Origin of the sequence: Burkholderia sp. ABCPW 111 (assembly GCF_000773065.1) — a bacterium.
GTDB classification, from domain to species: Bacteria; Pseudomonadota; Gammaproteobacteria; order Burkholderiales; family Burkholderiaceae; genus Burkholderia; species Burkholderia savannae.
In genome coordinates, this window is the sequence record NZ_JPWT01000058.1 from 53,508 (window position 1) to 68,816 (window position 15,309).

The window sequence follows — 15,309 nt, forward strand, 5'->3', positions numbered from 1 at the left end:
CGCCGTGCGCGTACGCTTCGTTCCGTCGCCGTCCCCAACCGGCGCTCGGACTCTCGAAGACATGAAAATCAAGGAACCAGACGCGCGCATCGCGCCGTACGCCCACCCGGCGGGCGGCTGGGGCGCGCTCAAGTACGTCGCGATCAACCTGTTCAAGGAAAAGGTGCCGGGCGGCAACTACCGCGCGCTGCTGCGTCAGAACCAGCCGGACGGCTTCGACTGCCCCGGCTGCGCATGGCCCGACCGCGAGCATGCGTCGACGTTCGAGTTCTGCGAGAACGGCGTGAAGGCGGTGGCCGCGGAGGCGACCGCGAAGCGCGTGACGCCCGCGTTCTTCGCCGAGCACACGGTCACGTCGCTCCTCGATCAATCCGATTACGAACTCGAGCAGCACGGCCGCCTCACCGATCCGATGGTCTACGACGCCGCCAGCGACCGCTACGTGCCGATCGCATGGGACGCCGCGTTCGAGCTGATCGCGAAACGCCTGCGCGCGCTCGACGATCCGAACCGCGCGGCGTTCTACACGTCGGGACGCGCGAGCAACGAGGCCGCGTTCCTGTACCAGCTGCTCGTGCGCTACTACGGCACGAACAACTTCCCCGACTGCTCGAACATGTGCCACGAGGCGACGAGCCGCGGGCTGCCGGCCACGGTCGGCGTCGGCAAGGGCACCGTCACGCTCGACGATTTCGAGCTGGCCGACACGCTGCTGATCTTCGGCCAGAATCCGGCGACGAACCACCCTCGGATGATGGGCGAGCTGCGCGCGTGCGCGAAGCGCGGCGCGACGATCGTATCGGTCAACCCGCTGAAGGAGCGCGGGCTCGAGCGCTTCGCGAGCCCGCAGCATCCGGCCGAGATGCTGACGCTGTCGAGCACGCCGATCGCGTCGACGTTCGTGCAGCCGCAGGTCGGCGGCGACTTCGCGCTGCTCAAGGGCGTCGCCAAGCGCGTGCTCGAGCTCGACGACGCGGCCCGCGAGCACGGCGACGCGCGCGTGCTCGACGTCGCGTTCATCGCCGCGCACACGGCGGGCTTCGACGCGTTCGCGGCCGATCTGCGCGCGGAAAACTGGGCCGCGCTCGTCGCGCAAAGCGGCGTGCCGCGCGAGCAGATCGACGCGCTCGCGCAAATCTACGTGCGCGGCGAGCGCGTGATCGCGACGTGGGGCATGGGCATCACGCAGCACAAGCACTCGGTCGCGACCGTGCACATGCTGTCGAACCTGATGCTGATGCGCGGCAACATCGGCCGTCCGGGCGCGGGCCTTTGCCCCGTGCGCGGGCACTCGAACGTGCAGGGCAACCGCACGGTCGGCATCGAGGAGAAGCCGTCCGACGCGTTTCTCGACCGGCTCGGCCGCACGTTCGATTTCGCGCCGCCGCGCGGCCACGGCTACGACGTCGTCGAGACGATCGAGGCGATGCTCGACGGCCGCGTCAACGTGTTCATCGGCCTCGGCGGCAATTTCGCGATGGCCACGCCCGACACGCCGCGCACCTGGCAAGGCCTGCGCAATTGCGGCCTGACCGTCCACGTCACGACGAAACTCAACCGCAGTCACCTCGTGCACGGCCGCGAAGCGCTGATCCTGCCGACGCTCGGCCGCACCGAGATCGATCGGCAGAACGGCGTCGCGCAGGGCGTGAGCGTCGAGGATTCGATGTCCATGGTCCACGTGTCGTACGGGATGAATCAACCGGCGTCGCCGAACCTGCTGTCGGAGATCGCGATCGTCGCGCGGCTCGGGCACGCGCTCTTCGGCGGCGACAAGATCGACTGGCTCGGCTACATGAACGACTACGCGAAGATCCGCGACGCGATCGAGGCGAGCATCGAAGGCTTCGACGGCTACAACGCGCGGATCGCGCGGCCAGGCGGCTTCCATCTGCGGATCGCGTCGCGCGAGCGCGAATGGCTCACGCCGAGCGGCCGCGCGAACTTCATCGCCCACGCGCTGCCCGCCGACACGCCGATCCAGCGCGCCCGCGCGCGCCACGGCAAGCGGCTGATGACGCTGATGACGACGCGCTCGCACGATCAGTACAACACGACGATCTACGCGCTCGACGACCGCTATCGCGGCGTGTTCGGGCAGCGGCGCGTGGTGTTCGCGAACCCCGACGATCTCGCGATGCTCGGCTTCGAGGCGGGCGAGCGCGTCGATCTCGAGACGGTGTGGGACGACGGCATCGAGCGGCGCGTCGAAGGCTTCCTGCTCGTCGCGTACGACATTCCGCGCGGCTGTCTCGGCGCGTACTACCCGGAGACGAATCCGCTCGTGCCGCTCGACAGCGTCGGGGACGTCTGCAACACGCCGACGTCGAAGTCGATTCCGGTGCTGATGCACCGGTGCACGGCCCACGCGCCGCGGGCGGCGTAACGCGGGCTCCGCATGATCGTCAGGCCGCGCGAGCACTGGTTCCGGATGCTGTTCGTCTGGAACGGTTCGGTGCTCCCGTCGATACTGCCGCAGCTCGCGCTGATGAGCGCCGTGAGCGTCGTCGCGCTGCTGACGGACGGGCGCATTCTCGGCGAGAAGGTGCCGCTCAATCCGACGCCGTTCACGCTCGCCGGCCTCGCGCTCGCGATCTTCGCCGCGTTCCGCAACAACGCGAGCTACGACCGCTACTGGGAGGCGCGCAAGCTGTGGGGCGGCGTGCTGACGGCGGCGCGCGCGCTGACGTCGCAAGCGATCGGCTACGACGCGACGGCCGACGGCGCCGCGTTCGCGCGCGCCGCCGCGGGCTTCGTGCACGCGCTCAAGCATCAGTTGCGCGGCACCGATCCGGCGGACGACCTGCGCCGCCGCCTGCCCGCCGACTGGATCGCGCCGACGCTCGCCGCGCAGTTCCGCCCGAACGCGATCCTGCACGCGCTGCGCGGCCGGCTCGCCGACCGGCATCGTCGCGGCGCGCTGACCGACACGCAGCTGTGGATGCTCGACGCGCAACTCAACGAGCTCGGCGCGAAACTCGCGGGCTGCGAGCGAATCGCGTCCACGCCGATCCCGTTTCCGTATCACGTGCTGCTGCACCGGACCGTCTACGCGTACTGCGTGATGCTGCCGTTCGGGCTCGTCGATTCGATCGGCATCGCGACGCCGTTCGTCTCGGTTTTCGTGTCGTACACGCTGATCGCGCTCGACGCGATCGCAGGCGAGATCGCCGATCCGTTCGGCGACGGGCCGAACCATCTCGCGCTCGATGCGCTGACGCGGCAGATCGAGCGCTCGCTGCTCGAATTGGCCGGCCTGCCGCTGCCGGACGAAATGCGCGCCGGGGAGAGCCACCGGCTGACGTGACGGCGGCGATGCGCCGCCCGGACGCGGTGCCGATCGAATCGGCGCCTGCCGATCACGGCGACGCTCGCGCGTTGCTCAATGAGCGTCGCGAGTCAGCTTGATCAGCTTCGTGCCCTTGAACCGGCCTGCCCGATCGAAATCGAACGCGACATGGGCGACATGCTGGGTGCCGCACGCGTGACAGCCGTCCACGAGCTCGTAGGCGAACACGAAACGCTGCCCGTGCCCGCGCGTATCGGCCGCCGAGACGAAGCGCGCGCCGGCGCCCCACATCTCGAGCGCGCGATACTTCTTCTTGAGTGCGCTGTAGCCCCGCGCACGACTGATATCGACCGAGTCGATCAACTCGGTCGTGACGAGCGGCGGCACGCCGTTCAGCAGCACGTACGCTTCGTTCGTGTTCGCCCGCCCCGGATAGGTGACCACGCCCAAATCGACACGCCCCATTTCCTTGAACGAACTCAGATATCCGCCGTCGTTGTCGGCCTCGAGAAATGCGATCGCCTGCCGGCTCGCGCCCGATTTCTTCAGATAGTCGATCAGGCAGGCCTGATTGCCGTTGCAGGTTCGCCAGCCCGAGAAATCGTCTCCCTTCGGGGGCGTCCATACGGTCGCGGGCGAGTATTCGTCCGCTTCACCGCCGATCGTCGCCGCCTGTGCGACCACGGAACTCAGCACGCCGAATAATGCGCATAGCAGAATCCGCTTTTTGAATTTTGTCATTGGGCCATCTTATAAATAAATAGAGTGAAATCGATGCATCGCCGAGGCCGCAGTTTCGGCCGCTTTTCGGCCGATTTCATCGATTCGGCGTCGATCGGACATCGGCGATCGATGATGCCATAGAATCAGAGCCGATCGCGCATACGACGCGTTTTATCCATGATTAGTCGATAAACAAGAATTCATCGATAACTATGCTTTGATCATTGGGACTACTGCGAGAAGCAATCGGGAGCCGACATCGGACATCGCGCCCGCGCCGATTGCCCCGATCGACACGCGATGCCGCGTCAATGGCACGCCGCCCAGATCAGATACACGTTCAGCGCGACGATCGTCGCGGCCGCCACGCTCGCCGCGACCCGCATCGGCATGCGCAGCGCGTAGTCGCCGAGCACCGCGCGCCGGCTCGACAGCAGCAGCAGCGCAACCATCGGCAGCGGCAGCACGAGGCTCAGCACGACCTGGCTCATCACCATCGCGCGCGTGACGTCGCAACCGAGCGCGACGATCGCGAACGCGGGCGCGATCGTCACGACGCGCCGCACCCAGATCGGCACCTGGCGCCGCAGGAAGCCCTGCATCACGACCTGCCCCGCGAGCGTGCCGACGACCGAGCTCGACACGCCGGACGCGAAGAGCGCGACGAGAAAGAGCGCGCCCGCCGCCGGCCCGAGCAGCGGAATCAGCGTGTGATACGCGTCGCCGATATCGGCCATGCCCGGCATCGTCTCGTGGAACGCCGACGACGCCATCATCACCATCGCGATGTTCACGAAGCCGGCCGCGCCGAGCGCGAGCGCCACCTCGCGGTTCGAGAAACGCAGCAGCAGCCGGCGCTCGCGATCGTCGCGCGGCGTCGTGCGCCGCTGCGTGAGGCTCGAGTGCAGATAGAGCGTGTGCGGCATGATCGTCGCGCCGATGATGCCGACCGCGAGCGTGAGCGCCGCGCCGTCCCGCAATTGCGGCGTGACGAGATGGTAGGCGGCCGCGTGCCAGTCCTGCGGCGCGATCAGCAGCTCGCCGAGATAGCTCGCGCCGATCACGCCGACCAGCGCCGCGATCGCGGCCTCGAGCGGCCTGAAGCCGCGCTTCTCGAGCGTGAGGATCGCGCAGGTCAGCACGGCCGTCGCGCCCATGCCGACGACGAGCGGCAGATGGAACAGCAGGCCGAACGCGAGCGCGCCGCCGAGGAATTCGGCGAGGTCGGTCGCCATCGCGGCGATTTCCGACGCCGCCCACATGCCCCAGACGACGGGCTGCGGAAACTGCTCGCGGCACAGCTCGGCGAGGTTGCGGCCCGTCACGATGCCGAGCTTCGCCGACATCGCCTGGAACAGCATCGCGATCACGTTCGCGGCCAGCACGACCCACAGCAGTTCGTAGCCGTATGCGGCGCCCGCCTGGATGTTCGTCGCGAAGTTGCCGGGGTCCATATAGCCAATCGACGCGATCACGGCCGGGCCGACGAACGGCAGCGCGGCCGCGACGCCCTTGCGGCGCCCTTCGAGCGCGTCGCGCGCCGCGCGGACGGTGCGCGAGCTCGCCTCGCCGGCCAGCGCGAATTCGCCTGCGGATTTGCTCATCGTGGTGGAGAAAAGCATGGTGTTTGTCCGTTCGAGTTCTGAAGCGTTCTGAAGCATTCCGAAGCGCTTGGAAGCGTTCGGAATGCGCGGCGCGGCGGGCCACGAGACCCGCCCGCCCCACGACCGCGCGGCGCGGCCGGCGCCGCGCTTACGCCGGCACCACGTCCGGCCGGTTGCGCGGAAAGCGCGCGATCACGTCGGGCGCGACGTTCAGATGCGCCTCGACGAGCTTCGGCGGCGTGTGCGCGAGCCAGTCGGACAACGACACTTCCGCGTAGCGGTCGGCCTTGAAGATCTCGAGGAACACGAGATCGGTCGCGCCCGTGTTCTGCACGTAGTGGCCGAGGCTCTTCTTCACATAGCCGACGTCGCCCGCGCGGAAATCGGCCGTCTGCGCCTTCGGGCCCGTGTCGAACACCGTCATCCGCGCCTCGCCCCGGATGTAGTACTGCCACTCGTCCGCGTTCGGATGCCAGTGCAACTCGCGCATGCCGCCCGGCTTCACCGTGACGAGCGCGGCGGCGATCGTCCTCGACACGTCGAAGTTCGCGCTGTCGACGATCCGCACCTCGCCGCCGCGCGTCTGCACGTTCGGCTTCATGTCGCCCATCGAGAAGATGAACGGATGCCTCGGCGCGCCGCGCGACGAAGCCGACGCCCGCTGCGCGTCGGCAAGCGGCCCCGGATCGTCGCCCTGAAAAATCCACAGGTCGTCGAGCGGAATGTTCGAGAACGCGCCGGCGGGCACGCCGAAGTTCAGCGCGAGCACGTCGGGCGGCGTGTGGGCGATCCAGTCCGTCACCAGCAGCGTGTTGAATTCGGACGCGCGCCCGTTGTCGAACGCGAGCAGGAATTCGGCGCCGTCTACGCCGAGCCCCTGCAGCGAATGCGGCAGCCCGGGCGGGAAATACCAGAGGTCGCCCGCCTTCACGTCCTGCACGGACGGTCGCCCTTCCTCGTCGAGCACGGTGATCCGGCAGCGGCCGTCGAGCATGAACGCCCATTCGGCTTGCTGGTGCCAGTGCATCTCGCGAATGCCGCCGCGCGTGAGCCGCATGTTGACGCCGGAGATCGTTTCGGAAATCGCGAAATCGTCCTGCGTGACTTCGCGCGCCCAGCCGCCGTTCTGAATTCGCTTGTGCGAATTATTGAATGACGCCCAGAAAATCGGCATTCCGTTGATATCGGTGGCCGGCGGATTCTGAATAGACGGAAATTCCTTCATCAGCGCCGGATTTTTCGGCCCGGGATCGGTCAGGCTCTGCGAATTGCGCGCATTCACCGCGCCCTCGGGCGGGCTGTCCGGATTGCCGAACGAAGCGGCCTTCGCGGAAACCGCGATGCCGGCTGCGGCGAGCGCGCCGGCCGTATTGGCGAGCATCTTGCGTCGGGACAGGTTCGTCATGTTCACCTCTTCGATCGTCTTAACAAAAAAATGAATGCCACGGAATATCGATTCGACTTTCTTTAAATCGACATCCTGCCATGCAAGTTAAATACAAATAATCAAAAAAATTAAATGACTTGTTAACCTGAACCGATGAATTAATCTGATTCCCTTTAAGTTTGTAATATTCGGACGGCCGCGCGGCGGCGGTTGCCGCTCCGCGGCATCCCGGCCGCCGAGGTTTCTGAAACACGCCCGACAATGAGAGAATCGGGCTCGGCACCCTTACCGACGGAGTCTCGATGAAGCACTTGCTGTCCAAGCTCGCGGCGAGCGCCGCGCTCGTCGCGCTGGCCCCCGCGTTCTGCGCGCACGCCGCCACCCCGCCCGGCATCTTCGTGATCGCGACGCAGCTCGGCGAGTTCACGACGCTCGATCCGAGCGAGATCTACGAGCTCGTGCCGTCCGAATACGTCGCGAATGCATATGAACGGCTCGTGCGCGTCGATCTGCGCGATCCGTCGAAGTTCGAAGGCAAGATCGCGCAGTCGTGGAGCGTCGGCGCCGACGGCACCACCTACACGTTCAAGCTGCGCGCCGGCCTGAAGTTCCACTCGGGCAATCCGGTGACGGCCGACGACGTCGCGTGGTCGCTGCAGCGCACGGTGCTGCTCGACAAGGGCCCGGCCGGCGTGCTCGCGGACCTCGGCCTCACGAAGGACAATGTCGCGCAGAAGGTGAAGAAGATCGACGACATGACCGTATCGATCCAGACCGAGCGCAAGTACGCGCCGAGCTTCGTGCTGAACGTGCTGAGCGCCGATCCGGCGTCGATCGTCGACAAGAAGCTGCTGCTCGCGCACGAGAAGAACGGCGACTTCGGCAATGCGTGGCTGAAGAACGCGGACGCGGGCTCGGGCCCGTACCGGCTCGTCAAGTGGACGCCGAACGAGAGCCTCGTGCTGCAACGCTTCGACGGCTATCGCACGCCTTATCCGATGAAGCGCATCGTGCTGCGGCACGTGCCCGAAGCGTCCGCGCAGCGCCTGCTGCTCGAGAACGGCGACGTCGACGCCGCGCGCAACCTGAGCCCCGACAGCCTCGACGCGCTGTCGAAGGCGGGCAAGATCAAGGTTGCGTCATGGCCCGTGTCCGCGCTGCTGTATCTGAGCCTGAACACGAGGAATCCGAATCTCGCGAAGCCCGAGGTGCAGGAGGCGATGAAGTGGCTCGTCGATTACGACGGCATCCAGCGCGGCATCGTCAGGACGACGTACAAGGTGCATCAGACCTTCCTGCCGGACGGCTTCCTCGGCGCGCTGAACGCGAATCCGTACAGGCAGAACGTCGCGAAGGCGAAGGCGCTGCTCGCGAAGGCCGGGCTGCCGAACGGCTTCGCGGTGTCGATGGACATGCCGAACGATTACCCGTACGTCGAGATCGCGCAGGCGCTGCAGGCGAATTTCGCGCAGGGCGGAATCAAGGTGAAGCTGATCCCGGGCGACGCGAAGCAGGCGATCGGCAAGTACCGCGCGCGCCAGCACGACATCTTCATCGGCGAATGGTCGCCGGATTACATGGACCCGAACAGCAACGCGCGCGGCTTCGCCTGGAATCCCGACAATTCGGACAACGCAACGCACAAGCTGCTCGCATGGCGCAACGGCTGGGACGTGCCGGAGCTGACCGCGAAGACCGACGCCGCGCTCGCCGAGCCGTCGACCGCGAAGCGCGCGCAGGAATATCAGGCGCTGCAGAAGGCGGTGCTCGCGAATTCGCCGTTCGTGATCATGTTCGAGAAGGTCGTGCAGGTCGCGACGCGGCCGGGCGTCACCGGGCCGGAGATCGGGCCGATCAACGATCTCGTGTCGTATCAGACGCTGAAGAAGTAGCGACGTCGGCGCGCGCGCATGCCCGTGCGGCCGTATGCCCGTATGCCCGCGTTGCCGCGCTCCGTCACGACGTCACGACGTCACGACGTCACGACGTCGCGATCGTCGCCGGTCTCGACATCCGGCATCGCATCGCCCCGCGTGTCAGTCCTGTCGGGAAACCGCGGCCCGCTCGCGGCGGCGCATGCGTTCGCCGCCGCGCCGCGAAACCCGCGCGCGTCACGTGCGCGGCGGCAGCCACTGCGTCTTGAACATCAGCGTGATGCGCATCGACGGACATGCGCGCGACACGCCCCGCGCGACGTGATAAACGAAGCCCGGAAAGATCAGCAGCCGGTTCGGCTTCGGATACACGGCGCTCAGGATGTCGCTGCGGTCCTTGTTGAAGAGGACCGTCTCGCCGCCCCAATCGGGGTTCCAATGCTCGTGCGGGTAATAGACCGCCGTGCACGCGCCTGCGGCGAGCGAATCCGCATGCACCGAACCGTCGGCGCCGTACGGCAGACCGTTCGCGTAGCAGCTCCGCAGCGCGTGCTGCTTCAGGTGCGTCTGCGCGAGCCGCCGCCAGCACGCGTGCAGCGGCGGCGCGGCGCGCGCCAGCTCGTCGGCGGCACCCGGCCCGACATGCGGCTGCGCGGGGTCCGTCGCACCCGCGAAATGCCGGTTCCAGAAAGGCTGCGTATCCGCGCCGCCGTGCGAGCGCCAGCCGTGACGCCACTCGCCCGTCGACAGAAACCGGTAGATCTCCGCGTGCTCGCGCGGCGGCAGCAGATCGTCGACGATCGTGATGTCCTGCCACGCGTGCGGCGCGCGCGGCGGAGTTGAAATGTCCATCGTGTCTCCGTGAATGTCGATGACGGCTCGATGCGACGCGCGCGCCGCCGAAGCTGCCGCGCACGCGCCGCCTGATGCCTGATGCCTGATGCCTGATGCCTGATGCCTGATGCCTGATGCCTGATGCACGACGCGCGGAACGCGGGCCGGCCGTCCCCCGCGCCGCGCGCGTCAGAACTTCCAGTGCAGGCTGCCTTGCACCGCATGCTCCGATTGACGGCTCGCGAGCGACCCGGCGTAACCGATGCGCAGCAGCCCGTTCTTGCCGAGCTCGAGCCCCGCGCCGAGGTTCAGCACCGCCGCATCCTTCGCGACCGGCACGCTCGACACGGAGAACGCGCTGCTTCCCGTCACAAACGCGAGCGAGCCGACCGGCTGGCCGCCCGTCAGCGCGTGCTGCCATCCGGCACTGCCTTGCAGCGTCAGTTGCAGCCGCGGCGTCAGGCCGACGCGCGTCTCGCCGCGCACGCCGAGCGTCGAGAACGTCACGTCGTGATTGCCTTCCAGAACGCGCAGCGCCGCCGCGCCGCCGGTTTCGGTCGTCCCCTGATTCTTCAGATGCACGTACGCGAGGCCGAAGAAAGGCTCGAGCGTCCCGGCGGCGCCGAGCGCGAATCGGTAGCCGGCTTCGCCGAACACTTGCGTCGACTCGGCGTTGAGCGTCGTCGTCTCGCTCTCGGCCGCCGCGCCGTATTGCACGGCGCGGTCGACGCCGCCGCGGTGCCACGCGTGCGCCGCGCCGACGCGCACGCCGAATGCGCCCGGCTGCCAGCCCGCATACGCGCCGACGTGGAAGCTGTCGAACGACGCGGACGACGGCTGATTCCTCAGGTTCACGCCGGTGTGACCGTAGCCGGCGAAGCCGCCCGCGCGCACGCCGTCGCGCAGCGCCGCGTCCGCGCCGGCGAGGAAGCCGCCCGTCGAGCTCGTATAGCCGTTGACGTCGCCGCTGCCGCTCGCGCTGCCCCACGAGCCGAGCAGGCGCGCCCACGCACCCGGGCGAGCCGGCGCGCCCCGCACCGTCCACAGCCGGTCGAGCGCCGCGTCGCGCACCTGTCGGCTCTCGTTGATGAGCGCCGCATAGGCGGCCGGGTAGATCTCGCCCGTCAGTTGCGCGAACGTCGCCTGCGGCGCTTGCGCCGACGCCGCGAGCAGCACGCTGTTGTAGACGGCGCTGCCCGGATTCACCGTCTCGAGCGCGGCGGCGACGCTGCGCTCGTTGGCGGTGCGCGCGACGCTCGCGAACGGCGTCGCATTGCGATCGATCGTGAGGCTTACGCTCGTCGGCCCATAAGCCAGCACCGGATCGACGAACAGATAGCGGCCCGGCGCGTCGAACCGGCCTTCGACGCCGCCCGCCGCATTCAGGATCTCGAAGCGACGCCCGAGCACCGAGCGCGACTGCTCCGGCGTGAGCGCGGGCGGCGCGTTCTCGAGCGCGAGCGTCACCGCGCCGCCGTCGATCCGCGCGCGGCCGCCCGCGACGATCCGGTCGCTCGCGCCGCCCGGCGCCACCTCGACCGCATAGGTCGAGCCCGGCGCGAAGCGCGCGTCGCCCGACACCGTCAGCACACCGACCGAATGGCCGGGCGCGACAGTGCCGTTGGCCGCGGCCGTGAGCGTGCGCACCGTGCCGTTGCCGTTCACGATCCCGCCGTTGCCGACCGACACGTCGCCGCTCGCGCCGTCGAGCGACGCCCGGCCGCCGTCGACCGACACGTCGGCGGTGCGGCCGGTGATCGCCGCGACGCCGAGCGCGCCCACCGCGACATTGCCGCTCGTGCCGCCGAGCGACGCAAAGCCGCTCGCGACGCGCACGTCCGCCGTCGTGCCCGTCACGGCCGCCTGCCCCTGCCGGTCCACCGACAGGTTCGCGCTCGTCCCCGCGATCGTCGCGACGCCGCCGTTGACCGCGATGTCGGCCACGCGGCCGTTCACCGTGAGCCGGCCCGCCGGATTGACGACGGCGCCCGCCGCGATCGATCCGTCGATCCTCAATTCGCCGCCGTCGACGGTCGTGAGCCCGCGATAGGTGTTCGCGCCCGCGAGCGTCAGCGTGCCGCCGCCCGACTTCACGAGGCTGCCCTGATACTCACGCGCCTGATACGCCGCCTCGCGCGCGACCCCGAGCGCATAGTCGATCCTCTCGCCATCGCTCGCGCCGGCGGGCAGCCCGCGCTCCCACCCCTTCGTCTTCAGCGTGTCGAGCCATGCCCGATGTTCGGCGTCGTCCTCCAGCTTGCGCGCGGCGAGCGCGACGTCGGAGATGTCGTTCGACCACACGTCCGCGACGCCCGACGGCAGCGCCGCATTGAACGTGCCGAGCAACTGGCCCGGCCCGTTCATCGCCTTCTTCAAGTCGACCAGCCCCCAGCCGCCGAACCCGTTCGGCACGTTCGACGCGCCCGGCTTCGCCGGATGCACGGTCGAGAACAGCCCGTTGTTCGTGTAGTCCGGCCGGCTCGGGTCCGGCTCCATGTTCTGCGCGGTCGAAAACAGCACGGACAGCGCCTGCTCGCCCGTCATGTACGGAAAACGCTCCATGATCAGCGCGAGCGCCGCCGACGCGTGCGGCGCGGCCGCCGACGTGCCGTTGAAGTTCGCATAGGTCGCGCCCGTCGGCGCCGCCGCGCCGCCCGTGTACGTCGTCGACGGCACGCCCGTCGGCGCCATCACGCACCACCATTTCGCTATCCCGCACTGGTTGTAGACCTGGCCGCTCAACTCGTCGTAGCCCGTCGTCGTCATCCAGCGCCCTTCGAGCTCCGGATGGAAGTACGCATACGCGCCGCGCAGGCTCGCGTTCCCGTAGCCGGTGTTGCCCGAGCTGAAGTTGTTGATCACGCCATCGCGCGACACCTTCGCCGCCGCGTCGAGCCACGTTCCCTGGCCGGTGGCGGTGCGCACCGCCTCGTGCAGCTTGTATGCGTCGGTGACGTTCGCGAGCGTGCCGTAATTCTCGTCGACCGGCTGCGAGCCCCAGCTGTTGCTGATGATGCGCACGCCCTTCGCGGCGAGCGCGTCGTAGACGTCGGCGAAGTACTTCGCGTCCGACGCGGGGAACTTCGGATCGGACACGCCGAACCGGAAGCCGTCCGTCGCGTTCGTGTTGCCGACGTACACCGTCGCGTCCGGCGCGACGCCGTGCATGCCGACGCCGTCGCGCGCCCCGCCGACGACGCCGCTCACGAGCGTGCCGTGGCTGTTGTTGTTCGGGTTCAGCACGCCGGAGACGCCCGCCGCCGTCACGGGAACGAACCGGCTGCCGGGCAGCTCCGGATGCTGCGCGTAATAGCCGGAGTCCAGCACGCCGATCGAAACGTTCGCGCCGGTGTAGCCGGCCGCGTACGCGTACTCGGCGTGCATCGCGCCGAGCCCCCATTCCTTCGTGAATTCCGGCGTGCGCCAGCTCGCCGGATCGCCGCGCCGGCCCGGGTCCTCGTACGGCTCGGCCTGCGCCCAACCTGGGCGGGCAACGGCCGCGGCGGCCGCGACGACCACCGGGACCAGCAGCTTCGACCCGGCGCGCTTCATCGTTTTCGAATTTTTACGCCGGGCCATTCGGTTTCTCCTCGATTTTCAATTTATTCTTCCTGCCAATATGGATCATCGGTTTTCTCCTTTTTATTTATTGGCGGCGCAATTGCGCCGCCTCGCTCTCTTCGCACGCATGCCGGGCCATGCGACGACCGGCCTTGTCGCCGCAGCGGCCCGATCCGGCGCGGCGCGCGCCCATGGCCAATGGTTCACCGCGCCGAACCGGCATCGCCGCTCCGCTTATTCCTTCACGGAAAAACGATTAAACGGGCGATGATTTTAATTTCAATGTAATGTTCAGTAATGCAATAGAAATGAGACACGAACAAAATCATCTGCGCAATACTTCGCATGGCGATTCATCGCGTCGGATTCGGGTCGCCGATAATAGAGCGCTATGAATATACGGATTCGATAGATTTTTTGATGTGGCGCGCGTTATTTTGTTTTTGTTAGATAAATGTCATGTCTATCGATTTCGACAGATAACTAACAGCGCATTCATGCCCCCCGCCTTCGTCCAGACCGTCGAAGCACGCTTTGCCGAGCTCACGCCCACGGCGAAACGCATCGCGAGCTACATGCTCGCGAACTTCGAGCGGCTCGGCCTCGAAACCGCGGACCAGATCGCCCGCCAGGCCGGCACGAGCGGCATCTCGGTCGGACGCTTCCTGCGCAGCGTCGGCTACCGCAACCTCGACGACCTGAAGCGCGAGCTGCGCGGCACGGCCGAGCGCTCGTGGATGATCACCGACCGCCTCGACGAATACCGCCGCGTGACGGGCGCGTTCGCGCCGGCAAGCGCGCGCGCGGCGCCGGACGGCGCGCACGCCCCGCTCGACGACGCGCTCGCGCGCGAGCTCGACGCGATCCGCCACGCGTACCGGCTCGCGCGCACGCCGGCGTTCGCGCAGGTCGCCGATCGCGTCGCGCGGGCCGACGCGGTGTTCATCCTCGGCATCCAGTCGACGCGCGGGATCAGCAACGCCTTCCACAGCTATCTCGAATACCTGCGCCCGCGCGTGTTCTATTCGGACGGCATGTCGGGCTCGTACGTCGATTCGCTGAACTCCGAATTCGCCGATCCGTACTGCATCGTCACCGACACGCGCGCGTATTCGCGGATCGCGCGGCGCTATTGCGAGGCCGCCGCCGCGCGCGGCGTGCGCTTCGCGCTCGTCACCGACGTCTACTGCCCATGGGCGCGCGAGCTGCCGTGCGATCTGCTTCAGGTGAAAACCGACGTCGGCCAGTTCTGGGATTCGCTCGCGCCGCTCACGTGCCTGTTCAACCTGCTGATCAGCGCGGTCGTCGACCGGCTCGGCGATGCAATCGACGCGCGCGTCGCGCGCAACCGCGAACTGCAGCGCGCGCTCGATCAATTCGAATCTTGAAGCCGCCGGAGACGCCGCCCGTGAAGACCTCCGCCCATCGCCTCGTCGAGATCACGCCGGACACGCACGGCGTCGACATCGATCTCGTCTACGCGACCTGCCGCAACCTCACCGGCAAGCCGATCTACCGGCGCTCGCACTGCCTGCTGCTCGAGCCGGCCGAAGCCGCGCTGCGCCGCGCGGTCGCGGTCGCCGCGCAGATCGGCCTGCGGCTGCGAATCTTCGACGCGTACCGGCCGCCGCGCGCGCAGCAGGTGCTGTGGGACTTCCTGCCCGATCCGAACTTCGTCGCCGATCTCGGCCGCGGCTCGAACCACAGCCGCGGCGCCGCGCTCGACCTGACGCTCATCGACGCGAACGGCGCCGCGCTCGACATGGGCACGGGCTTCGATGAGATGGTCGCCGCGTCGAACCACTTTCACGACGGCCTGCCCGAGCCCGTGCAACGCAACCGGCTGCTGCTGCTCGGCGTGATGCACGCGGCGGGCTTCACGCACATCGCGAGCGAGTGGTGGCATGACGAGCTGCCGGGCTCGCGCGCGCTGCCGCTGATCCATGACGACGCGAGCGCGCCGCGGCGGTTGATGTGACGCCCGCCCGCGATACATGCGATACATGCGGCGCGCGACGCGGCCCGCCCCCGCGCCGG

At 68.0% G+C, this 15,309-nt stretch carries 10 protein-coding genes; 5 read left to right on the plus strand and 5 right to left on the minus strand.

The window, feature by feature from the left end:
- Positions 1 to 61: 61 nt before the first annotated feature.
- On the plus strand, positions 62 to 2,386 hold the full coding sequence (locus tag X946_RS10700; protein ID WP_038746899.1) for an FdhF/YdeP family oxidoreductase: 2,325 nt from the start codon (positions 62 to 64) through the stop codon (positions 2,384 to 2,386).
- 12 nt (positions 2,387 to 2,398) lie between these two features.
- The gene (locus tag X946_RS10705) at positions 2,399 to 3,307 is read left to right on the plus strand and encodes a bestrophin family protein (RefSeq protein WP_038746901.1); all 909 of its coding nucleotides are present in this window, start codon (positions 2,399 to 2,401) and stop codon (positions 3,305 to 3,307) included.
- A 75-nt stretch (positions 3,308 to 3,382) separates the two neighbouring features.
- Here the strand turns inward: X946_RS10705 and X946_RS10710 are convergent, their stop codons facing one another.
- From X946_RS10710 to X946_RS10720, 3 genes are all read right to left on the minus strand, one after another.
- Positions 3,383 to 4,030 (minus strand): hypothetical protein, encoded by a 648-nt coding sequence (locus X946_RS10710; RefSeq protein WP_038746904.1) that lies wholly within the window; start codon positions 4,028 to 4,030, stop codon positions 3,383 to 3,385.
- 290 nt (positions 4,031 to 4,320) lie between these two features.
- Positions 4,321 to 5,634: an Nramp family divalent metal transporter gene (locus X946_RS10715; protein ID WP_197422216.1), complete on the minus strand. Its 1,314-nt coding sequence runs from the start codon at positions 5,632 to 5,634 to the stop codon at positions 4,321 to 4,323.
- A 130-nt stretch (positions 5,635 to 5,764) separates the two neighbouring features.
- Positions 5,765 to 7,021: an oxalate decarboxylase family bicupin gene (locus X946_RS10720; protein ID WP_038746910.1), complete on the minus strand. Its 1,257-nt coding sequence runs from the start codon at positions 7,019 to 7,021 to the stop codon at positions 5,765 to 5,767.
- Between the two features lie 284 nt (positions 7,022 to 7,305).
- Between X946_RS10720 and X946_RS10725 the strand changes: the two genes are divergently transcribed.
- Positions 7,306 to 8,895, plus strand: a complete 1,590-nt coding sequence (locus X946_RS10725; protein WP_038746912.1) for an ABC transporter substrate-binding protein — start codon at positions 7,306 to 7,308, stop codon at positions 8,893 to 8,895.
- A gap of 219 nt (positions 8,896 to 9,114) precedes the next feature.
- On the opposite strand, the gene X946_RS10730 is transcribed toward X946_RS10725, so the two are convergent.
- Both X946_RS10730 and X946_RS10735 read right to left on the minus strand, forming a co-directional pair.
- Complete coding sequence (locus tag X946_RS10730) at positions 9,115 to 9,729, minus strand: 2OG-Fe(II) oxygenase (protein ID WP_038746916.1); 615 nt, start codon at positions 9,727 to 9,729, stop codon at positions 9,115 to 9,117.
- A gap of 171 nt (positions 9,730 to 9,900) precedes the next feature.
- On the minus strand, positions 9,901 to 13,290 hold the full coding sequence (locus X946_RS10735) for an autotransporter domain-containing protein (RefSeq protein WP_038746919.1): 3,390 nt from the start codon (positions 13,288 to 13,290) through the stop codon (positions 9,901 to 9,903).
- Positions 13,291 to 13,769: 479 nt separating this feature from the next.
- Between X946_RS10735 and sapR the strand changes: the two genes are divergently transcribed.
- Together sapR and ddpX are read left to right on the plus strand one after the other, a co-directional pair.
- Entirely contained in the window at positions 13,770 to 14,660 is an 891-nt protein-coding gene (gene sapR / locus X946_RS10740) for a sap1 transcriptional regulator SapR (protein ID WP_038746922.1), read from the plus strand.
- 20 nt (positions 14,661 to 14,680) lie between these two features.
- Positions 14,681 to 15,250 (plus strand): D-alanyl-D-alanine dipeptidase, encoded by a 570-nt coding sequence (gene ddpX / locus X946_RS10745; RefSeq protein WP_038746985.1) that lies wholly within the window; start codon positions 14,681 to 14,683, stop codon positions 15,248 to 15,250.
- Positions 15,251 to 15,309: the final 59 nt, after the last annotated feature.

What these genes read in the sequence shown, in the direction of transcription:
- X946_RS10700 (WP_038746899.1), top strand. Translation starts at nt 62, where the DNA reads ATGAAAATCAAGGAACCAGACGCGCGCATCGCGCCGTACGCCCACCCG.
- X946_RS10705 (WP_038746901.1), top strand. Translation starts at nt 2,399, where the DNA reads ATGATCGTCAGGCCGCGCGAGCACTGGTTCCGGATGCTGTTCGTCTGG.
- X946_RS10710 (WP_038746904.1), bottom strand. Translation starts at nt 4,030, where the DNA reads ATGACAAAATTCAAAAAGCGGATTCTGCTATGCGCATTATTCGGCGTG.
- X946_RS10715 (WP_197422216.1), bottom strand. Translation starts at nt 5,634, where the DNA reads ATGCTTTTCTCCACCACGATGAGCAAATCCGCAGGCGAATTCGCGCTG.
- X946_RS10720 (WP_038746910.1), bottom strand. Translation starts at nt 7,021, where the DNA reads ATGACGAACCTGTCCCGACGCAAGATGCTCGCCAATACGGCCGGCGCG.
- X946_RS10725 (WP_038746912.1), top strand. Translation starts at nt 7,306, where the DNA reads ATGAAGCACTTGCTGTCCAAGCTCGCGGCGAGCGCCGCGCTCGTCGCG.
- X946_RS10730 (WP_038746916.1), bottom strand. Translation starts at nt 9,729, where the DNA reads ATGGACATTTCAACTCCGCCGCGCGCGCCGCACGCGTGGCAGGACATC.
- X946_RS10735 (WP_038746919.1), bottom strand. Translation starts at nt 13,290, where the DNA reads ATGGCCCGGCGTAAAAATTCGAAAACGATGAAGCGCGCCGGGTCGAAG.
- sapR (WP_038746922.1), top strand. Translation starts at nt 13,770, where the DNA reads ATGCCCCCCGCCTTCGTCCAGACCGTCGAAGCACGCTTTGCCGAGCTC.